This is a genomic window from Stutzerimonas nitrititolerans (assembly GCF_003696285.1).
Lineage (GTDB): Bacteria > Pseudomonadota > Gammaproteobacteria > Pseudomonadales > Pseudomonadaceae > Stutzerimonas > Stutzerimonas nitrititolerans.
The window spans coordinates 31820-52713 of sequence record NZ_RFFL01000012.1 but is presented as its reverse complement, the minus strand read 5'-3'; the positions used below and the strand labels follow the sequence as shown (position 1 = coordinate 52713).

Annotated in this window: 19 protein-coding genes; 13 read left to right on the top strand and 6 right to left on the bottom strand. The window is 64.3% G+C overall.

The window, feature by feature from the left end; all coding sequences use genetic code 11:
• Positions 1-83: 83 nt before the first annotated feature.
• The 4 genes from phnE to EA795_RS15245 are packed head-to-tail and all read right to left on the bottom strand — an operon-like array spanning position 84 to position 3403.
• On the bottom strand, positions 84-851 hold the full coding sequence (gene phnE, locus EA795_RS15260) for a phosphonate ABC transporter, permease protein PhnE (protein WP_122078244.1): 768 nt from the start codon (positions 849-851) through the stop codon (positions 84-86).
• Positions 848-1681, bottom strand: coding sequence for a PhnE/PtxC family ABC transporter permease (locus tag EA795_RS15255; protein ID WP_122078242.1), 834 nt, complete (start codon positions 1679-1681; stop codon positions 848-850). Before EA795_RS15255 ends, phnE begins: the two co-directional genes overlap by 4 nt.
• Positions 1675-2532, bottom strand: coding sequence for a phosphonate ABC transporter ATP-binding protein (locus tag EA795_RS15250; protein WP_205891495.1), 858 nt, complete (start codon positions 2530-2532; stop codon positions 1675-1677). The genes EA795_RS15255 and EA795_RS15250 overlap by 7 nt, the downstream gene beginning before the upstream one ends.
• Positions 2533-2551: 19 nt before the next feature.
• The gene (locus EA795_RS15245; protein WP_122078241.1) at positions 2552-3403 is read right to left on the bottom strand and encodes a putative selenate ABC transporter substrate-binding protein; all 852 of its coding nucleotides are present in this window, start codon (positions 3401-3403) and stop codon (positions 2552-2554) included.
• 185 nt (positions 3404-3588) lie between these two features.
• Between EA795_RS15245 and EA795_RS15240 the strand changes: the two genes are divergently transcribed.
• The 7 genes from EA795_RS15240 (at position 3589) to EA795_RS15210 (ending at position 11547) form a co-directional block, all read left to right on the top strand.
• Positions 3589-4638, top strand: coding sequence for a M4 family metallopeptidase (locus tag EA795_RS15240; RefSeq protein ID WP_122078239.1), 1050 nt, complete (start codon positions 3589-3591; stop codon positions 4636-4638).
• 15 nt (positions 4639-4653) lie between these two features.
• On the top strand, positions 4654-4977 hold the full coding sequence (locus EA795_RS15235) for a protealysin inhibitor emfourin (RefSeq protein ID WP_043942729.1): 324 nt from the start codon (positions 4654-4656) through the stop codon (positions 4975-4977).
• Positions 4978-5311: 334 nt separating this feature from the next.
• Positions 5312-6199 (top strand): NAD(P)-dependent oxidoreductase, encoded by an 888-nt coding sequence (locus tag EA795_RS15230; protein WP_122078237.1) that lies wholly within the window; start codon positions 5312-5314, stop codon positions 6197-6199.
• On the top strand, positions 6196-6978 hold the full coding sequence (locus EA795_RS15225; RefSeq protein WP_058073665.1) for a hydroxypyruvate isomerase family protein: 783 nt from the start codon (positions 6196-6198) through the stop codon (positions 6976-6978). Before EA795_RS15230 ends, EA795_RS15225 begins: the two co-directional genes overlap by 4 nt.
• Before the next feature lie 126 nt (positions 6979-7104).
• Entirely contained in the window at positions 7105-8451 is a 1347-nt protein-coding gene (locus tag EA795_RS15220; RefSeq protein WP_122078235.1) for a spinster family MFS transporter, read from the top strand.
• An 807-nt stretch (positions 8452-9258) separates the two neighbouring features.
• Entirely contained in the window at positions 9259-10524 is a 1266-nt protein-coding gene (locus tag EA795_RS15215; RefSeq protein ID WP_122078233.1) for an Hsp70 family protein, read from the top strand.
• A 117-nt stretch (positions 10525-10641) separates the two neighbouring features.
• A complete protein-coding gene (locus tag EA795_RS15210; protein WP_122078232.1) occupies positions 10642-11547 on the top strand; it encodes a CHAD domain-containing protein in 906 nt (301 codons plus the stop codon).
• A gap of 204 nt (positions 11548-11751) precedes the next feature.
• Here EA795_RS15210 and rapA read toward each other — a convergent pair whose 3' ends face one another.
• A complete protein-coding gene (gene rapA, locus EA795_RS15205) occupies positions 11752-14601 on the bottom strand; it encodes an RNA polymerase-associated protein RapA (protein WP_115027521.1) in 2850 nt (949 codons plus the stop codon).
• Positions 14602-14764: 163 nt separating this feature from the next.
• On the opposite strand from rapA, the gene EA795_RS15200 reads away from it, so the two are divergent.
• From EA795_RS15200 to ccoM, 4 genes are all read left to right on the top strand, one after another.
• A complete protein-coding gene (locus tag EA795_RS15200) occupies positions 14765-15061 on the top strand; it encodes an aspartate-semialdehyde dehydrogenase (RefSeq protein WP_122078230.1) in 297 nt (98 codons plus the stop codon).
• Complete coding sequence (locus tag EA795_RS15195) at positions 15048-15668, top strand: alpha-ketoglutarate-dependent dioxygenase AlkB family protein (protein ID WP_122078229.1); 621 nt, start codon at positions 15048-15050, stop codon at positions 15666-15668. The genes EA795_RS15200 and EA795_RS15195 overlap by 14 nt, the downstream gene beginning before the upstream one ends.
• Positions 15665-15835: a hypothetical protein gene (locus EA795_RS21220; protein WP_167670024.1), complete on the top strand. Its 171-nt coding sequence runs from the start codon at positions 15665-15667 to the stop codon at positions 15833-15835. Before EA795_RS15195 ends, EA795_RS21220 begins: the two co-directional genes overlap by 4 nt.
• 304 nt (positions 15836-16139) lie before the next feature.
• The gene (gene ccoM, locus EA795_RS21525) at positions 16140-16250 is read left to right on the top strand and encodes a cytochrome c oxidase subunit CcoM (RefSeq protein ID WP_014851898.1); all 111 of its coding nucleotides are present in this window, start codon (positions 16140-16142) and stop codon (positions 16248-16250) included.
• Between the two features lie 117 nt (positions 16251-16367).
• Here ccoM and EA795_RS15190 read toward each other — a convergent pair whose 3' ends face one another.
• Positions 16368-16838, bottom strand: coding sequence for a MaoC family dehydratase (locus EA795_RS15190; protein WP_014851899.1), 471 nt, complete (start codon positions 16836-16838; stop codon positions 16368-16370).
• Between the two features lie 284 nt (positions 16839-17122).
• On the opposite strand from EA795_RS15190, the gene fadD2 reads away from it, so the two are divergent.
• Positions 17123-18811: a long-chain-fatty-acid--CoA ligase FadD2 gene (fadD2, locus tag EA795_RS15185; protein ID WP_122078227.1), complete on the top strand. Its 1689-nt coding sequence runs from the start codon at positions 17123-17125 to the stop codon at positions 18809-18811.
• Positions 18812-19033: 222 nt separating this feature from the next.
• Positions 19034-20725 carry a long-chain-fatty-acid--CoA ligase FadD1 gene (gene fadD1, locus EA795_RS15180; RefSeq protein ID WP_014851901.1) on the top strand — a complete coding sequence of 564 codons (1692 nt, stop codon included), beginning with the start codon at positions 19034-19036 and terminating at the stop codon, positions 20723-20725.
• The last annotated feature ends 169 nt before the right edge of the window (positions 20726-20894 follow it).

The following is a 20894-nucleotide window of genomic DNA, read 5'->3' as shown; positions in this document are numbered from 1 at the left end:
TTGATGATGGCTAAGTGATATCAAGGAATGTTCGGTGAACTGCTCCGCAAAAGTCAAACGTTACTGGGGGGCTCGGAGGCCGTTCAGCCACGCACCCAGCGCTGGCGCGCCCAGCCGCTGAGGCTGTCCACCGCCAGTACCATCAGCAGCATCGCCAGGATGACCGTCGAGGCCTGGGCTTCCTGGAACAGGCTGAGGCTCATGTAGAGCATCTGGCCCAGGCCGCCGGCCCCGACGAAGCCCAGCACGCTGGCCATGCGGATGTTGTTTTCCCAGCGGTACAGGATGTAGGCCACCAGTTGTGGCCAGATGGTCGGCAGGGTGCCGTAGCAGAACGCCGCGATGCGCCCGCTGCCGGCCATGCGCAGCGCTTCGGTGGGTGCGGCCGGGGTGTTTTCCAGCGCCTCGGCGAACAGCCGTCCCAGCACGCCGGCGGTGTGCAGGGCCAGCGCCAGGGTGCCGGCATTGGGGCCAAGGCCGGCGGCCAGTACCATCAGTGCGGCCCAGACCAGTTCCGGAATCGCGCGCAGGGCATTGAGCAGCAGCCGCGAAATCGCCTGGGCGACGGCGCCGAAGCGATTCGCCGCGGGCAGCGCCAGCAGCAGGCCGAGCAGCGCCGCCAGCAAGGTGCCGATGGCCGACATGGCCAGGGTTTCCAGCGCGCCGTAGCCGATGGCGCGCAGGTGCACCGGCGACAGGTCGGGCGCCATGAAGCCGGCGGCGTAATCGGCCATCTGCCCGAGCCCTTGCGGGCTTAACAGCGCGCTGGCCTCCAGTTGAAGGAATGCGAACGAGGCGATCACCGCAGCGATCAGGGCCATCGGAATCAACAGGCGCGACAGCAGCTTCATGCGAACCTCCAGCGCAGCAGGCGGCTGAGCAGGTCGGCCAGCAACACCAGCAGCAGGAAGGTCAGCAACATGCTCGCCACTTCGCCTCCGGCGAACATGCGCATGGAGAGATCCATTTGCTGGCCAAGCCCGCCGGCGCCGACGAAGCCCATCACCACCGAGGCGCGGATGGCGCACTCCCAGCGGTAGACGCTGTAGGACAGCATCTCCGAGGTGGCCTGCGGGAGCACACCATAGAAGAAGGCCTGCAGCCGCGAGGCGCCGGCACCCAGCAGCGCACGGGCCGGTAGTGGGTCCACCGATTCGAATATTTCCGCATAGACCTTGCCGAGCATGCCGGCGTAGGTGATGGCGATGGCCAGCACCCCCGCGGTCGGACCGAGGCCCACCGCACGCACGAACAATAACGCCCAGACGATTTCCGGCACGCTGCGCAGCACGATCAGCAAACCGCGAACCGGCCAGCGCCCCGCACGGCTCCACCAGGCGGGGCGACCGCCGCGGATAAGTGCGGAAACCGACAGGGCGCGGGTGGCGACAAGCGCGCAGGGCAGCGCCACCGCCAATGCCAGCGCCATGCCGGCTGTGGCGATGGCGAGGGTTTCCAGCGTGGCTTGCAACAGCAGCGCGAGAAATTCGCTGCCGTGCTCGGGGGGCCAGAAACCGGACAGGAAGATGCCCATGGTCTCCGCGTTGCTGCCATCGAAGAGCACGCCGATATCCAGCTCGCTCAGCTTCAGCCCGGGCCACAGCAACGCCAGCGCCAGTACCAGCGTCAGCAATCGTGGAAAAGCCGCGGGATCGCGTTGAGCAGGCGAGGAGGTCAGCATCGAGGGAGGTTCGGCACCTGGGATGCGACCGGTTCCGCGGGGCGCTGTTCCAGTTGCTCGTTGGCATAGAGTGCCGTCAGCTCTTCGGGTCGTAGCGCCTCGGCCGGTTTGTCGAACAGGATTTGACCGGCGCGCAAGCCGATGATGCGTGGAAAATGCGCCAGCGCCAGGTCCACCGCGTGCAGGCTCGCCACCAGCGTGGCGTTGCGGCGTTGCGCCTCCTGGTTGAGCAGGCCAAGCGTGTGATCGGACAGCACCGGATCCATGGCCGAAACCGGTTCGTCGGCCAGGATCAGTTCCGGCTGCTGGTAGAGCATCCGGGCGATGCCGACGCGCTGCAACTGGCCGCCGGAAAGCTGGTCGCAGCGCACGTAGAGCTTGTCCGACAGGTCCAGTCGGGCGAGCGCTTCGGCCGCGCCGCTGCGGTCCAGCGGGTAGATGAGGCTGAGCAGGCTTCTGGGTAGCGACCAGCGCCCCAGGCGTCCTGCCTGCACCGCGGTGACGACTCGCTGGCGCGGCGGCAGCGGCGGCGCCTGATGGACCAGGCCGATACGCGCACGCAGCTTGCGAAGCCTGAATGAGCCTTCACCCCACGGTTGTTCGCCGAGCAGGGAGAGCTGGCCGCGGTCGGGCTTCAGCCCGGTCGCCAGCAGACGCAGCAGCGTGGTCTTGCCTGCGCCGGACGGACCGATGATGGCGATGCGTTCGCCTTGTGCGGCCTGGATATCGATCCCCGACAGCGCCGTTTGCCCGCTGGCGTGGGTATGGCCCACGCCGGACAGGCTGAACGCCGGGTTCGATTCGATGGCGCGCCGGTCATCCTGTACCGAGGCAGCGGCGAAGGTGCTCATCCGAGGACAGGGACCGGCATTACTTGAGCAGGCCGGCTGCGCGAGCAGCTTCCTCGATGCCCTCGTAGTTTTCCGGCTTGGTCTCGATGAAGCGGCTGGCGGCCTGCAGGTCGAGGATGGCCTTGTGCTCGGGGTTGGCCGGATCGAGGGCGAGGAAGGCCGCCTTGATATTCTCGACCAGTGCCGGGTCGAGGTTGCCGCGTACCGTCCAGTTGTAGTCGTAGTAAGGCGGCGTGGTGGAGATCACCCGAACCTTGTCGGTGTCGACCTTGCCGGCGGCGACCAGCTTGTCCCATACCGAGGCGTTGAGCACGCCGGCATCGGCCTTGCCGGCCTCGACCCAGGCGGCGGTGGCGTCATGGGCGCCGGAATAGGCGATGCGCTTGAAGAACTGCTCGGGCTGGATGCCGTCCTTGATCATGAAGTAGCGGGGCATCAGGCTGCCGGACGTGGAGGAGACGGAGCCGAAGGCGAAGGTCTTGCCTTTCAGGTCCTGCAGCGACTGCACGTCCGGGTCGGCGGTGATGAACTTGCTGGTGAACTGCTCATCCTGCTCGCGCTGTACCAGAGGAATCGCATCGCCGGTCTTCAGGCGGGTCTGCACGAAGGTGAAACCGCCCAGCCAGGCCAGGTCGAGACGATCGGAGGCCAGGGATTCGACCACTGCGGCATAGTCGGAAACCGGAGTGAACTTCACCGGCATGCCCAGCTGTTGTTCGAGGTATTCGCCCAGCGGCTTGAACTTGCGGATCAGTTCGGTCGGGGCTTCATCGGGAATGGCGGACACCCGCAGCGTTTCGGCAGCGTGTGAAGTGACAATAGTCAGGGAAACGGCAAGGCCGGCAACGGCTGCCAAGGTGCGCTTCAGCATTGTGGTTCTCCGGTTCAATAGCGGAAAAAGCGCCGAATTATAGGGTGAGTGACAGGGCCGGGGGCAAGCGGCTTGATACCGGCCGAAAGAAACCGGAGGGCAGAAGAAACGCAAGGCGGCAGATTCGATCAGAACAGAACCCGTTCACCAGGCGCAGACGTCGCGCCTCGCAGAGGTACGCAGAGATGCCCGCACTACAAGGATTCATTCCGCCCTACATTCTCGACCGCATCATCAGGAACGGTTCGCAGCACCAGCGTCAGTGCGCGCTGGGCACGCTGGCCCACGTGCAGCAGCTGTTGCCCAACCCCGGCCCGCCGCGTCAGCGACCGGGCAATACGCTGCTGGCGGAGCGAGGCCGGCCCGGACAGCCCTTGCGCAGCGTCCATGACGCCCAGCGGCTGATGCAGTTGCCTGGAAAGGAAGTCCGCACCGAGGGCCAGCCGCCGACCGGCGACGATGCCGTGGACGAAGCCTACGAGGCGCTGGGGACTACTTACGCCTTCTTCTGGGAGGCATTCGGCCGGGACTCGATCGATAACCGGAGCTTTCCGCTGGTCGGGACGGTGCACTACGGCGAAGGCTACGAGAACGCCTTCTGGAACGGTGCGCAGATGGTGTTCGGTGACGGCGACGGCGAGATCTTCCAGCGCTTCACCCGGTCGCTGGATGTGGTGGCCCACGAGCTGGCGCACGGCATCACCGAAAGCGAGGCGGGGCTGGTGTATTTCAACCAGTCCGGCGCGCTGAACGAATCCGTGTCCGATGTGTTCGGCGTGCTCACCCGGCAGTTCTCGCTCGGGCAGACGGCGGACCAGGCCGACTGGCTGATCGGCGCCGACCTGCTGACCGAGAAGGTCCAGGGCGTGGCCCTGCGCTCGATGGCCAACCCCGGCAGAGCCTATGACGACCCCTTGCTGGGCAAGGACCCGCAGCCCGGCCACATGCGCGATTTCGTCGATACGCGCGACGATAACGGCGGGGTACACATCAATTCCGGCATTCCCAACCATGCGTTCTACCTGCTGGCGATGGCGCTGGGCGGCCATGCCTGGGAGAGGGCCGGGCACATCTGGTATGACACCCTTTGCGACCGGCGCCTGGCCAACGACGCGGATTTCGTGGCGTTTGCCCGGTTGACCCTGGATAACGCAGCGAATCGCTTCGGTGTGTCGAGCCCCGAGCGGCAGGCTGTCGAGCAGGCCTGGGCGGATGTCGGTGTCACAGCAATCTGAGGAGGCTCAATGAACATGAAACAGCTACCGAAGTTGGGCGACGACACCACTCTGCGGCTTTCGCGGCAGGGGGGCGTGGCAGCGATACAGGCGCTCAGCCGACCGCGGGAGATCGAGTTTGCCCAGTGCAGCGAGCAGCAGCGCGGGCAGATCTGCTCGGTGCTGGAAGGCTGCCTGCCTCTGGCGAGCGGCGTCAGTGGGCGCGGCGATCAGCGCTACTACCAGATCGAGCTGCGCTATCGCGAACACGAGCAGGACGACGAAATGGTGTTGCGGATACCCGAAGAGCAGGCCCCTGGCGAGCTGGTGCGGCTGTGGGACAAGGGCGAGGTGCTTTGAGCGGGCAGGTTGAAGCCAGCCGGGTTGCGGCTAGGGCCTGTTCCCGTTTCATCGCGTCCGCGCCGGAGCCTGTTTTTGCGCGAGGCAAGGCACGAGGAGCGAAGTTTGGTCGTTTCAAATAAGCGACGAGAAACGCCGCATCGCGCAAACACAGGCCCGGCCCTTCGGGTTGCGCGGCAAATATCGCCAAGCGGCGTTGCGGGACTTGGCAAGGGAACCACCATTGCCTGCGTCCCGCGCCTTGCCTGGCGATATTTGGCGCAGCAACGCGGAATGCGCTGAAATGGGAACAGACCCTAAAATCCTTCCCTTCGCTTTCCAGGAGCAATAACCCATGTCCGACCTGCCATCCATTGCCTTCGCCGGTATCGGCCTGATGGGCCTTCGCATGTGCCGCCGACTGATCGCGGCCGGCTTCCCCTTGACGGTGTGGAATCGCTCCCCGGACAAATGCGCCCCGCTCGTCGAGGCGGGTGCGCGGCAGGTGGGCAGCCCCGCCGAGCTTTGTGCGGCGGCCGATATCGTGCTGCTCTGCCTGGCCGATACCGCTGTGGTGCGCGAGGTGGTGTTCGGCATTGGCGGCATCGTCGAGGGCGCGCGGGCCGGGCAGGTGCTGGTGGATCATTCCAGCCTGGAGCCGGCCGCCACCCGCGCCATGGCCGCCGAACTCGAGTCGCGCAGCGGCATGCGCTGGGTCGATGCGCCGGTATCCGGTGGCACGGCGGGAGCCGAGGCGGGCAGCCTGGCGATCATGGCCGGTGGCCGCGCCGATGTCGTCGAGCGGGTGCGACCGGTCCTGATGCATCTGGGCCAGCGGCTTACGCACATGGGCGAGATCGGCGCCGGCCAGGTGACCAAGGCCTGCAACCAGATGATCGTCGCCTGCAATGCGCTGGTGATTGCCGAAGTGGTGGCGCTGGCCGAACGCTCAGGCGTCGATGCCAGCCTGATCGCGCCGGCGCTGGCCGGTGGTTTCGCCGATTCCAGGCCGTTGCAGATCCTTGCGCCGCAGATGGCCAGCAGTGAGTTCGAGCCGATCAAATGGCACGTGCGCACCCTGCTCAAGGACCTGGATACGGCGGTGCAGCTATCCCGTGAGGAAGGCAGCGCCACACCCATGACTGGCCTGGCCGCGCAGCTGATGCGTTTGCACGGTAGCCAGGGCCATCTCGAGCAGGACCCGGCAACGCTGGTGAAGATGTATCGGGAGCAGGATCGATGAGAATCGCCGCCAACCTGTCCATGCTGTTCACCGAACTACCCCTGGCCGACCGCGTGCTGGCCGCCCGCACGGCCGGTTTCGATGGCGTGGAAATCCAGTTTCCCTACGAGCTGCCGGCGATCCGCCTGAAAGAGCTGCTCGAACGCGCCGGCCTGCCGTTGGTGCTGATCAACCTGCCCGCCGGCGACCTGCTGCAGGGCGGCGCCGGCCTGGCCGGCGTACCGGCGCGACAGGACGAATTCGACGTCGCCTTGCGCGATGCGCTGACCTACGCGGCCATGGCCCGGCCACTGTGCGTGAACGTGCTGCCGGGCCGGCTGGCTGAAGGCGTGAGCCGCGAGCAGGCCCTGACGACGCTGGCCGACAACCTGCGCAAGAGCGCCGAAGCTTTCGCATTGCTGGGCATCCGTGTGCTCTGCGAAGCGATCAACCCGCTGGACATGCCGGGCTTCCTGATCAACACGCCCGAGCACCTGCGGGCATTGCTGGAACGGGTCGACCATCCCAACTGCCAGGCGCAGCTGGATCTCTACCACATGGCTCGTCAGCAGCTGGACGTGGAGGCCGGCATTCGCCTGCTGGGCGAGCGCATCGGTCATGTGCAGTTCGCCGACTGTCCCGGACGCGGTGCGCCGGGGTCGGGCGAACTGTGTTTCGAACCGTTGCTGAAAGCACTGCAGGAGGGCGGTTATCACGGCTGGCTGTCCGCCGAATACCGGCCCGATGCGCAGGGCACGGCGGCGAGCCTGGGTTGGCTGGCGACCTGGCGGCAGCGCTGAACCCATCGCATCGTGCGGCATAAGCAAGGCTGATGGTCACAGACAGGCGCGTGACAGCGTTCTAGAGTCGTACTCGAATACCGGTCGGTCACGGTCGGCGAATAACAATAAAGCGAGAGTGACGTCATGCAGCAATCCACCCAAGCCGCAAACGCCTGGCGCGTGCTGTTCCTGCTGTTCCTGGCGAACCTGTTCAACTTCTTCGACCGGACCATTCCGGCGATCATCAACGAACCGATTCGCCTGGAATGGGATCTCAACGATTTCCAGCTGGGGCTGATCGGTACCGTATTCACCATCGTCTACGCCATTGCCGGCGTGCCCCTGGGGCGCATGGCCGACAACGGCTCGCGGCGCAAGATCATGGGCTGGGGGCTCACCGCCTGGAGCGGCCTGACGGCGATCAACGGGCTGGCCTGGAACTTCTGGAGCTTCCTGCTGATTCGCATGGGCATCGGCATCGGCGAAGCCAGCTACGCGCCGGCGGCCAACTCGCTGATCGGCGACATGTTCCCGGCGCACAAGCGGGCCCGTGCCATGGGCATCTTCATGCTGGGCCTGCCGCTGGGGCTGCTGCTGGCGTTCTTCACCATCGGCTGGATGGTCCAGGCGTTCGACAGCTGGCGTGCACCCTTCTTCATCGCCGCGGTGCCGGGGCTGATCCTGGCGGTGTTCCTGTTCTTCATCAAGGAGCCGCAGCGTGGCGCCGCGGAGACGGTGAAGGTGTCCCAGGAGCAGGTCCGGAATCCGATCCGCAAGGTGCTGGCGATCCGTACCTTCTGGTGGCTGATCATGGCCGGCCTGGCGTTCAACTTCGCCACCTATGCGAGCAACGGCTTCATGGTGCCGATGCTGATGCGCTACTTCGCCGTGCCGCTGGTGGAAGCCTCGGTGGCGACCGGGGTGATCGTCGGCGTGACCGGGCTGGTGGGGTTGACGCTGGGCGGCTGGATCGCCGACCGTATCCACGCGCGCTATGCGCGCGGGCGTCTGCTGTTCGCCACCGCCAGCATGCTGGTGGCGACCCTGTGCACCGGTTGGTCGCTGCTGGCAGGGCAGATCGAGGTCGGCCTGTTCGTCGCCGTGTTCAGTATCGGCTGGCTGTTCTCCTACACCTTCTATACCTGTGTCTACACCGCCATTCAGGACGTGGTCGAGCCGCGTCTGCGGGCGACTGCGATGGCGCTGTTCTTCGCCGGGCTGTACCTGCTGGGCGGCGGCATGGGGACCGTGGTGGTGGGGTTGCTGTCCGACCACTTCGCGCATGCCGCGATGCTTGCCGCCGGCGCCAGCGAGATGAGTGAGGCGTTTCGCGCGGTCGGCTTGCACGATGCGATGTATCTAGTTCCGGCGAGCTTGCTGTTGACCATGGTGTTCCTGTTCTGCGCATCGCGGAGTTTTTGCCAGGATGCCAAGCGGATGGCAGAGGGGATGGCGGCGGATGCGCCTGAAGGGGAGGCTGTTCCGGCTTGACGGGGAGCTTCGCTCCATTACTGGCCAAATTCTTGGCTAGGTGATAGGGACGAAGGTTATTGAGATTTGGTGATCGGGTTGCTGGGACTCGGTGCCAAGCCGTTATCCGGGGGCTGATACTTCTGGTTTCGCCCTGCTGGGCGAGTCACTTTTGCCAGTCGCGACAAAAGTAACCAAAAACGCTTGCCCCTACATCCGGCCCTGCGCTGCGCGCAGGGTTCGTTCGCTCCACCGCTGCTCCAGGGGCCGGCTTACAAGGGCCGTCCCTGGCCCTTTAAGCGGGGACGCCTAGTCCTCTCGCCGCATCCATGCGGCTCGCTCCCTTACGCAACGGTTCCACTCACCCTCCTGAAAGGGGCGGTTGGTGTCGTCTGTTAACTCGTGCAAAAAAGCAAAGCCAACCAAGCGAACACCAGCGGCCTTCCAGGCGACTCGGACTCCTTTCCCCGTCAGGAGGCCGAGTGGAGGTGTTGCGCAGGGGGACGCGAGGCAGGACGCCGAGCGAGGAGCGAAGGACGGGGCCGCCTAGGCAGGGACGTCCCTTCGTGACGGCCCCCGGAGCAACACCGGAGCGAGGGGAGTCTGGCCGCAGGCCAGACCCGGATGTCGGGGTGGCCTTCTCTTTGGTTACTTTCTCTTGGCCAGACAAGAGAAAGTGACTCGGCAGGGGGCCGAAACCAGATGTGTCACCATGCTCGATAAGCGATTTTAACCACCGAAACCTGAGTCGCCTTTCGACAATCAACCTGCACCCAACCCCCACCTCCATTACACTGCGTGGCCGTTTTTCTGCACCCGGACCGCCCCATGCAAGACCTCACCCCCGCCCATGCCTGTGGCATCGACTTCGGCACTTCCAATTCCACCGTCGGCTGGTGGCGCCCGGGTGCCGATCCGCTGATCGCGCTGGAAGGGGAACAGCCGACATTGCCCTCGGTCGTGTTCTTCAATTTCGAGGAACGGCGCCCGGTCTATGGCCGCCAGGCGCTGGACGAATACCTGGAAGGCTACGAAGGCCGGCTGATGCGTTCGCTCAAGAGCCTGCTGGGTTCCAAGCTGCTGAAGAGCGAAACCACGGTGCTGGGCAGCGCCATGCCGTTCAAGGACATCCTTGGTCTCTTCCTCGGCACGCTCAAGACCCGGGCCGAATCAGCAGCCGGTCGACCGTTCGAGCAGGCGGTGCTGGGGCGGCCGGTGTTCTTCGTCGACGACGATCCCCAGGCCGACCGTGAAGCCGGCGATACCCTGGCGAATGCGGCGCGCAAGATCGGTTTCAAGGAGGTCTCGTTCCAGTACGAGCCCATCGCGGCCGCCTTCGACTACGAATCGCGCATCGAGCGGGAGGAGCAGGTGCTGATCGTCGATATCGGCGGGGGTACTTCGGATTTTTCCCTGGTGCGGCTGTCGCCCGAACGGCGCAACGTCGACGATCGCCAGTCCGATATTCTCGCCACTGCCGGCGTGCACATCGGCGGGACTGATTTCGACAAGCAGTTGAGTCTGCAGGGCGTGATGCCTTTGTTCGGCTATGGCAGCCGGATGAAAAGCGACGCGCCGATGCCCACCAGCACCCACATCAACCTGGCCACCTGGCACACCATCAACGCAGTCTATGCGGCGGCTTCGCAACGGGCGCTGCAGAGCATGCGCTACGACATCCTCGACCCCACCGGCATCGACCGACTGTTCCGCCTGATCGACCAGCGTGCCGGCCACTGGCTGGCGATGCAGGTGGAGCAGGGCAAGATCGAGCTGACCGAGGCGGATCGCTATCCCATCGACTTCCAGCGCATCGAGCCAGGCTTGCAGGTGGAACTGACCCGCTGCGCCTTCGAGAACGCCATCGCGTCGTTGCTCGTGCGCATCGCCGGCAGTGTCGACCAACTGCTGGCCGATGCCGGCGTGCAGCATGACGCCGTGGATACGGTGTTCTTCACCGGCGGTTCCAGCGCCATTCCCGCGCTGCGCCAGCGTATCGCCCAGCTGTTGCCGCGTGCGCGGCATGTCGAGGGCAACCGCTTCGGCAGCATTGGCAGCGGTCTGGCCATCGAGGCACACAAGCGCTACGGCTGAGCAGCGGGCCGCGCTGAAACCCGCTGTCATACAAACTTCATGATTGTTCGTCAGCGCCGAGGCTAGCCTGTGGCTCCCGGGATTGCCGCTCCGCTGGAGCCTCGTCAAGGAGCCATCATGGCCTATCGAATCCGCCCCCGATGCAACGTCGCCAAGGAAGTCCGCAGCGCTGCGCTGGATCGCATCGGCGAAGCCCGGCGCGCGCTGAAGCTGCCGGCCGCACAGCGGGCCGAAGGCGTACATCAGGCGCGCAAACGCTTCAAGGAGCTACGCGCACTTCTGCGTCTGGTGCGTGAGCCGCTGGGCGACAGCTTCCAGCGTGAGAACCGCTGCGCGCGCGACCTGGGCAGGGCGCTGGCCGAGTCGCGTGAAGCCACGGCCATGCTGGAAAGCTGGGACGCGCTGGCCAAGACGCAGCGCAGTTTCTTCGCGGGTGATGCATTGCAACAGGTGCGTCAGCGCCTGGGCGAGCGGGCCGAACCGACGGCGAAGGGCGGAGCGCTCGAAGCGGATATCGAGCAGGCGTTGTCCGAGCTGCGCGACCTGGCCGGGCGAGCAAGCGAATGGCCGCTCGAAGGCAAGGGCTTCGCTCTCTTGAAAGGAGGGCTGGAACGCAGCTATCGCGAGGGGCGCCGGGATCTCGCCCGTGCGCAGCGCACCCCTGATGCCGAAAATCTGCACGAATGGCGCAAGCGCGTGAAGGACCAGTGGTATCACAGCCAGTTGCTCGCGCCGTGCTGGCCGCAGGATTTCAAGCGTCGGTGCAGACACCTCAAGCGCCTGGCCGATGATCTCGGTGACGATCATGATCTGGCGATGATGGGGCAACTGCTCGCGGACGAGCCGGCGCTGTTCGGTGATGAGGCGACGCGCGAACGGCTGGCGGCGCTGATCGAGGAGCGGCGTGCCGCGCTGCAGGCTGCGGCGTTCGCGAGCGGACAGCGGCTGTATGCCGAGTCGCCCAAGGCGCTGGTAAAGCGCATCGAGGCCTACTGGCGGATTGCCCGCGCCGAGCGTGATTGAGCGGCAGTGCTTTGCAGCCTCGAGGGCGCGGCTCCCACAAAAGTACTGATGGTTCCCATGCTCCTGCGTGGGAACCCCAGCCGCAGTACTCGACGCCCTGTGACGCGAAGCCCGCACGCTGCGCGCCCACGCAGAAGCATGGACGCGATCATGCATCGCTGGCGTAGCGCCGCCCTCGGCGCGAAGCTTTTCAGCGTTCAGGTATCAGCCGGCGACCAGAACCCGAATGGCTTCCAGACGTAGCGCGGCCTTTTCCAGAGCCGCCAGGCCTTCTTCACGCTGCTTGCGCAGGGCTTCGATCTCGCTGTCGCGAACGCTGGGGTTGACCGCTTGCAGCGCGGTCAGACGGGCCAGTTCCTCGTCCAGGCTGGCCTTGAGGCGCTGCTGACCCTGAGCCACGCGTTCGGCGTGGCGCGGGGCTACCTTGGCTTCGGCGACGGCGATCTGCGCCGTGAGCTGGTCGCGCTGGGCCTGCACGAACTTGTTGGCGCTGGCCCGTGGCACGCTTTCCAGCTGGTCATTGAGTGTCTCGAAGGCAACCTTGGCGGCCAGGTCGTTGCCGTTGGCGTCCAGCAGGCAGCGCAACGCCAGCGGCGGCAGGAATCGGCTCAATTGCAGTGCGCGTGGCGCTACCACTTCGCTGACGAACAGCAGTTCCAGCAGCACGGTGCCGGGCTTGAGCGCCTTGTTCTTGATCAGCGCCACGGCGGTGTTGCCCATGGAGCCGGACAGCACCAGGTCCATGCCGCCCTGCACCATGGGGTGTTCCCACGTGAGGAACTGCATGTCCTCGCGGGCCAGGGCCTGCTCGCGATCGTAGGTGATGGTCACGGCCTCGTCGTCACCGAGCGGGAAGCTGGCGTCGAGCATCTTCTCGCTGGGACGCAGGATCAGGGCGTTTTCAGAGTGATCCTCGCTGTCGATGCCGAAGGCGTCGAACAGCTCTTCCATGTAGATCGGCAGCGCGAACTGGTCGTCCTGTTCCTCGATCGCTTCGACCAGCGCAGCACCCTGTTCGCCGCCCGCGGAGTTGAGCTCCAGCAAACGGTCGCGACCGGCATGCAGCTCGGCTTCCAGGCGCTCACGCTCGGTACGGGCTTCGTCGATCAGCTTGGCGAACTCTTCATCGTCACCTTCTTCAAGCTGGCTCAGCAGGCGCGGGCCGAACTGGTGCTGCAGGGCGTTGCCGGTGGGGCAGGTATTGAGGAAGGCGTTCAGCGCCTGGTGGTACCACTGGAACAGGCGCTCCTGCGGGCTGGTCTCCAGGTAAGGCACGTGCAGCTGGATCACGTGCGCCTGGCCGATGCGGTCGAGACGGCCGATGCGTTGTTCGAGCAGGTCGGGGTGTGCCGGCAGATCGAACAGCACCAGATGGTGGGCGAACTGGAAGTTGCGGCCTTCGCTGCCGATTTCCGAGCAGATCAGCACCTGCGCGCCGAACTCCTCATCGGCGAAGTAGGCGGCCGCGCGGTCGCGCTCGAGGATGCTCATGCCCTCATGGAAGACGGTCGCCGGGATGCCGGAGCGCACCCGCAGGGCGTCTTCCAGGTCCAGCGCGGTCTCGGCATGGGCACAGATGACCAGCACCTTGTACTTCTTCAGCATCTTCAGGGTATCTATCAGCCACTCGACGCGCGGGTCGAAGGTCCACCAGCGGTTTTGTCCGTCCGGCTCGTCCTGCTGGCTCTGGAAGGCGACTTCCGGATACAGCTCGACTCGCTCGTCCATCGGCAGTTCGAGGTATTCGACGGGGCAGGGTAGCGGGTAGGGATGCAGCTGGCGCTCGGGGAAACCACGCACCGCGGCGCGGGTGTTGCGGAACAGCAGGCGCCCAGTGCCGTGGCGGTCGAGCAGTTCGCGGATCAGGCGGCCGCTGGCGTCGATGTCGCCATCGGTGGCTGCCGCCAGCAACGCTTCGCCCTCGGCACCGAGGAACTCGTGGATGGTCTGGTGCGCGCGCTCGGATAGCCGGCCCTCGTCGAGCAGTTCCTGCACGGCTTCGGCGACCGGCTGGTAGCTGGCGCTTTCGGCGCGGAAGGCTTCCAGATCATGGAAGCGATTGGGGTCGAGTAGGCGCAGGCGGGCGAAGTGGCTTTCCTGGCCCAGTTGCTCAGGGGTGGCGGTCAGCAGCAGTACGCCCGGAATGACTTCGGCGAGCTGCTCGACCAGCCGGTATTCGGCACTGGCGTTTTCTGGGTGCCAGACCAAGTGATGCGCCTCGTCCACCACGAGCAGGTCCCAGCCGGCAGCGAAGGCGGCATCCTGGGCGCGCTCGTCGTCCTTCAGCCATTCCAGCGAGACCAGGGCCAGCTGGGTGTCTTCGAAGGGGTTGCTGGCATCGCTCTCGATGAAGCGTTCGTCGTCGAACAGCGCGACTTCCAGGTTGAAGCGACGACGCATCTCCACCAGCCACTGATGCTGGAGGTTTTCCGGCACCAGGATGAGTACACGCTTGGCGCGGCCGGAGAGCAACTGACGATGGATCACCAGGCCGGCCTCGATGGTCTTGCCCAGGCCCACTTCGTCGGCCAGCAATACCCGCGGCGCGATGCGATCGGCGACTTCACGGGCGATGTGCAGCTGATGCGCGATAGGTTGTGCACGTGCGCCGCCCAGGCCCCATAGCGAGGAGGTCAGCTGTTTGCTCTGGTTTTCCAGCGTGTGGTAGCGCAGCGTGAACCAGTTCAGCGGGTCGATCTGGCCGGCGAACAGGCGATCGCTGGCCAGGCGGAACTGGATGAAATTGGACAGCTGGGTTTCCGGCAGGGTGCAGGCTTCGTTCTGCGCGTTCAGGCCGTGGTAAATCAGCAGGCCATCGACGTCCTCGACCTCGCGCACGGTCATCTTCCAGCCTTCGAAATGGGTGACCTCGTCGCCTGGGGCAAAGCGCACGCGCGTCAGCGGGGCGCTGCGGGCTGCATATTGGCGGGTTTCGCCAGTGGCCGGGTAAAGCACGGTGAGCATCCGTCCGTCGAGCATCAGGATGGTTCCCAGGCCGAGTTCGGCCTCGCTGTCGCTGATCCAGCGTTGCCCCGGTAGATACTGCTGCGCCATGCTGCCTCCCGCTATGAAAAAAGCGCGCTATGGTAACGGAACACTGTCGTGAGAGCGACGACAGATGCTGATCGAACAACGGTAGCCCAGGGGTCGCGAAACGGGACCAGGCCCTAAAGCCCGCCGATAGTCGGCCGATCAATCGTTGAAAGGGAGAGTCACAATGCTGCCACCCATCCCCTCAGGCGTCATCCAGGTCACGGCCCAGCAGGATGTGGTCAAGCCCCGTCCGGACACGCCGCCGGTCACCCCGGTGCAGGCCAGCGCCAATGAAAGCGCGATCAGCCCGGACCGACGTCATCCCGATGATGGCGTGCAACTGCGGCAGGATGAGCAGCGTCGCCGGCAGCGCCGCGCTCGCCTCGCGGGGGAGGCGGAGGACGAACAGCCCGAGACGGATGATGCCGCCGAGCTGGAGGAACTGCCGCGTCAGGGGCGATGGGTGGATGTCGAGGTCTGACGCCCAATCCGCTCGCGCCTCGCTCGACTGGTCGGATGGCCAGTTGCAGTACCTGCCGCAGTGGGTCGATGCGAGAATGGCCGAGCAATGGCTGCGCGAGCTGCTGGTACGGACGCCCTGGGCCCAGCCGCAGCTGACACTCTATGGACGAACCGTCGCTGTGCCGCGGCAGGTCGCCTGGTACGGTGATGTCGATGCGCGCTACTGTTATTCAGGGCATACCCATGTGCCGCTGCCCTGGACGCCCTTGCTTAGCGAGATTCGCCGGCGGCTCGAAGAGCAGGTCGGCCAGCCGCTCAATGGCGTGTTGCTCAATCTTTATCGCGACGGGCAGGATGCGATGGGCTGGCACAGTGACGACGAAGCGGCCCTTGGGCCCGATCCGATGGTCGTCTCGCTCAGTCTCGGGGCCGCCCGGCGCCTGGATTTTCGCCGCAAGGGCGGCAGCCGGATCGAACATTCGATCCGGCTGGAACATGGTTCGCTGCTGGTCATGAGCGGTTCTACCCAGCATCATTGGCAGCACCAGATAGCCAGGACGCGCAAGGTGACCGCACCGCGCCTGAACCTGACCTTTCGTCTGATCCGCAACGAGTCCGAAACATGAGTAGTGATGTCAAGCTGATCGACTTCGGCGCCGAGCGCGACAAGCGCATCCATGACCTCAACGACAAGCGCCTCGCCGAAATGCGCCAGGCGTTCGAACAGGCCTTGCCGCTCGGCAAGGGCAAGCCAGCTGGCAAGTCGAAGAAGAAAAAGCCCGGCAAGCGTTAGGAATTGTTGCCGTTCGTCGCGAGTCGCGTTGCAGTGAGAAATGGCAACAGACCCTAACCGATTCGCCCGGGCAAATCCTCTCCCTCCGAACCATTCGCGTCGGTAATCGCTGGTATCCGTGACCGTACACGGGGATACCTACCCGCGAATGCCCTCTCGATACCCCTATTTCTTGATCCAGATCAGCAGAACGACTACCGCTCGGCGGGTGCGGGTCGGCTATTGACCCCGGTCAATTTATTCCTGCGATTAGGCCGGTAACTTGCAGCCATCGGACAGCGAAATGGCTTGGAGGAAAGAAATCATGTTCGTCGATAATGTGGTGCTCGCAGGGGTGGTCACGGTCGGCCTGATGGTCGCCTTCCTCGGCGGTTTCGGATATTTCATCTGGCGGGACGCGCAAAAGAAGCGCTGATCCAGCCGGATCACAGAGCACGCAAGGCATTTGGGCGACTTAGGTCGCCCTTTTTTTCGCCCGCTTTCCACCTGTGAGCCGCCGGCCTGCGAGTCGGTCCGGCAGCGTCTCGCGGCCTCAGCCGATGGAGATCGGTGGCAGCTCCTTCAGTTCGACGGTTTCCGCCCGGCGTGGTGCCAGCACTTCCGCTTCGCCTTCTACCACCAGCTCGCCGTTCTGATTGGACACATTGGTGCCGACGCGCACCCGATTCTTCGGCAGTTTCTCGAGGATTTCCACGTGCACGGTGATGGTGTCGCCGATCTTCACCGGACGGGCAAACCGCATGGTCTGCCCCAGATAGATGGTGCCTGGGCCAGGCAGGGTGCAGGCCACCGCGGCGCTGATCAACGCGCCGCTGAGCATTCCATGGGCAATGCGCTCCTTGAACAGCGTGCCGCGAGCGAACTCGGCATCCAGGTGCACCGGGTTGCGGTCACCTGACATGGCGGCGAACAACTGAATGTCGCGCTCGCCGATGGTTTTCTCGAAGCTCGCCTTCTGGCCGACTTCCAGGGCGGAGTAGGGCGTATTGCTGATGGTGGTCATCAAGTTTCCTCGGTAAGGGGGGGCGCCGGCGCGTCGCGCTCCGACGGTTCGAATAGGGTCGCGCACTGTGCCGCTGCGGCTGCTCCCTGCGCTGCGGCTGCATTCTAGAAGCAAGTCGCCGCTTTGTCCCGGATGCCTCTTGCGGAGCACGCATCTGCGCCGCGAAGCAGTGCGGCCCCTGATGGAAGATTCACGTCACTGATTACGCCGGTGCGGCTATTGTCTGCTGGCATGGAGCTGTTAAGTTCGTGCCAGCCCACTCTCAGGTAAAGAGGCCAATAACAATGCAACCTGACTTCTGGAATGACAAACGTCCTGCCGGCGTGCCCAACGATGTGGATATGGGTACCTACTGCTCGGCAGTGGAAGTTTTCGAGCGCTCCTGCAAGACCTTCGCGAACTGCCCGGCTTTCAGCAACATGGGCGTTACGCTCAGCTATGCCGATCTGGAGCGCTACTCAGCGGCCTTTGCCGCCTGGTTGCAGAATCACACCGACCTCAAGCCCGGCGATCGCATCGCCGTGCAGATGCCTAATCTCCTGCAGTATCCGATCGCCGTGTTCGGCGCCTTGCGTGCCGGGCTGATCGTGGTCAACACCAACCCGCTGTACACCGCGCGGGAAATGCGCCATCAGTTCAAGGATTCGGGTGCCCGGGCGCTGGTCTACCTCAATACCTTCGGCAAGCTGGTACAGGAGGTGTTGCCCGATACCGATATCGAGTTTCTCGTCGAGGCACGAATCGGCGACATGCTGCCGGCATTGAAGGGCCTGCTGGTCAACGCCGCGGTCAAGCATGTGAAGAAGATGGTGCCGGAATATCGCCTGCCACAGGCGGTGTCCTTCAAACAGGCGCTGCACGACGGCGCTCGGCACAGCCTCCGGCCGGTACCGCTGAGTCTCGACCAGGTGGCGGTGCTGCAATACACAGGCGGCACCACCGGCGTGGCCAAGGGCGCCATGCTGACCCATGGCAACCTGGTGGCCAACATGCAGCAGGTGCGGGCCAACATGCAGCAGCTTGGCGAGGACGGTCACCCGGTCGTTCGCGAAGGGCAGGAAGTGATGATCGCACCGCTGCCGCTCTATCACATCTACGCCTTCACCGTGAATTGCATGTGCATGATGGTGACCGGCAACCACAACGTGCTGATCACCAATCCCCGCGACATCGACGGCTTCGTCAAGGAATTGCAGCGCTGGCGGTTCACCGCCTTCCTCGGGCTCAACACCCTGTTCGTCGCGTTGATGGCGCACCGCGACTTCAACCGAATCGATTTCTCCGGCCTGAAGGCGACCAACTCCGGCGGCACCGCACTGGTTTCCGCCGTGGCGGACCGCTGGAGGCAAATCACCGGCTGCCAGGTGGGCGAGGGCTACGGCCTCACCGAGACCTCACCGGTGGTCTGTGCCAACCCGCACGGTGCGATGATGCGTCCGGGAACCGTCGGGCTGCCGGTGCCGGGCACTCTGCTCAAGGTGATCGACGACGAGGGGAACGAGCTGCCGCTGGGAGAGCGCGGCGAGCTCTGCGTGAAAGGGCCGCAGGTGATGAAGGGCTACTGGCAGCGACCGGAAGCGACCGAGGAAGTGCTGGATGGCGAAGGCTGGCTGAAAACCGGCGATATCGCCGTCATCGATACCGATGGCTTCGTGCGCATCGTCGATCGCAAGAAGGATCTGATCATCGTCTCGGGGTTCAACGTCTATCCGAACGAGATCGAGGACGTGGTGATGGCGCATCCGCAGGTCGCCGCTTGTGCCGCGATCGGGGTGGCGGACGAAAAATCCGGGGAAGTGGTGAAGCTGTTCGTGGTACCCAGCGATGCGGCCCTCACTGTCGAAGCCCTGCAGGCATATTGCAGGGAAAACTTCACCGGCTATAAAGTGCCGCGCCATTACGTTTTCCGTGATTCCTTGCCGATGACTCCGGTTGGCAAGATCCTTCGCCGAGAGCTACGCGATCTGGCCTGAACTCCGGAAAAAATCGCAAGTTCCTGCCATTTTTTGAAGTGACCAATCGCTATTGATTGGTCACTTTATGTCGTTTTGACTCGCTGCGGACTCTATTCGGCTGGTTTCAAAGCTGCTAACCTCGAATCCGCTTTTTGCCCGGAATTACGGTACAAAAGTTAACAAAACACAACAAAACAGCTGTCATTTGGCAGTAAAGCTGTCGCTTAGGAGTAGGGTTTCATGACCGAAAACTTCTGGAAGGATAAATATCCTGTCGGGATCAACAGCGAGATCGATCCTGATGAGTACCAGAACATCCAGGCTGTCCTCAGACAGTCCTGCGAGCGTTTCGCGGACAAGCCGGCCTTCAGCAACCTCGGCAAGACCCTGACCTACGGCGAGCTTTACAAGCTGTCCGGTGATTTTGCGGCCTACCTGCAACAGAACACCGACCTGCAACCGGGCGATCGTATCGCCGTTCAGCTGCCCAACCTGCTCCAGTACCCCATCGTCGTGTTCGGCGCCATGCGCGCCGGCCTGATCGTGGTCAACACCAATCCGCTGTACACCGCGCGGGAAATGGAGCACCAGTTCAACGACTCGGGCGCCAAGGCCCTGGTCTGCCTGGCCAACATGGCGCACCTGGCTGAGGAAGTGCTGCCGAAAACCGGCATCAGGCACGTCGTCATCACCGAAGTCGGCGACATGCTGCCCACGCTCAAGCGTATGCTGGTCAATGCCGTGGTCAAGCATGTGAAGAAGATGGTGCCGGCCTACAGCCTGCCCGGCGCGACCCGCTTCACCGATGCCATGGCCCGCGGTCGGGACAAGGCGGTACAGGAAGCCAGCCCGCAGAGCGACGACGTCGCCGTGCTGCAGTACACGGGCGGCACCACGGGTGTGGCCAAGGGCGCGATGCTGACCCATCGCAACATCATCGCCAACATGCTGCAGTGCCGTGGTTTGATGGGCTCGGAGCTGGGCCTGGGCTGTGAAACCATGGTCGCGCCGCTGCCGCTGTACCATATTTACGCCTTCACCTTCCATTGCATGACCATGATGCTGATCGGCGCGCACAACGTGTTGATCACCAACCCGCGCGATCTGCCGGCCTTCATCAAGGATCTGGGCAAGTATCGCTTCACCGGTTTCGTCGGCCTGAACACCCTGTTCGTCGCGCTGTGCAACAGCGAGGATTTCCGCAAGCTGGATTTCTCCGGCCTGAAGGCCACCTTCTCCGGCGGCATGGCGTTGCAGCTGGCAACGGCCGAACGCTGGCAGGCGGTCACCGGCTGCACCATCTGCGAAGGCTACGGCATGACCGAAACCGCGCCGGTGGTGTCGGTCAATCCTTTCCAGAACAACCAGATCGGCACCATCGGCATCCCCATGCCGTCGACTCGCTGCAAGGTCATCGACGACGAGGGCAACGATCTGCCGGTAGGCGCCATCGGCGAGCTCTGCGTGAAGGGCCCGCAGGTGATGAAGGGCTACTGGCAGCGTCCGGAAGCGACCGCCGAAGTGCTCGATGCGGAAGGCTGGCTGAAGACGGGCGACATCGCCATCATCCAGGACGACGGCTACATGCGCATCGTCGATCGCAAGAAGGACATGATTCTGGTCTCTGGCTTCAACGTCTATCCCAACGAACTGGAAGACGTGCTCGCGACCCTGCCGGGCGTGCTGCAGTGTGCCGCCATCGGCGTGCCGGACGAGCGGGCGGGCGAGGCGATCAAGCTATTCGTGGTAACCCGGCCCGGCGAAAGCCTGACCAAGGAGCAGGTCATGCAGCACATGCACGACAACGTCACCGGCTACAAGCGACCCAAGTACGTAGAGTTCCGCGAGAGCCTGCCGACCACCAACGTCGGCAAGATCCTGCGTCGCGAACTGCGCGACGAGGAGCTGAAGAAGCTCGCCGCCGCCAGCTGATCCGAGCGATAGCCTAAAGCCCCGCCAGAGTGTCTGCGCGGGGCTTTTTCATGTCTGGCATGCCTCCTGAATCTGACAAGGTTATTTCGTTCGGCGGGGTAAATAAGCCGTGCTACCCGCCGACAAGCTTAAGCGACCCTTCGATATCGTCGCTTTTAGGCCATCACGG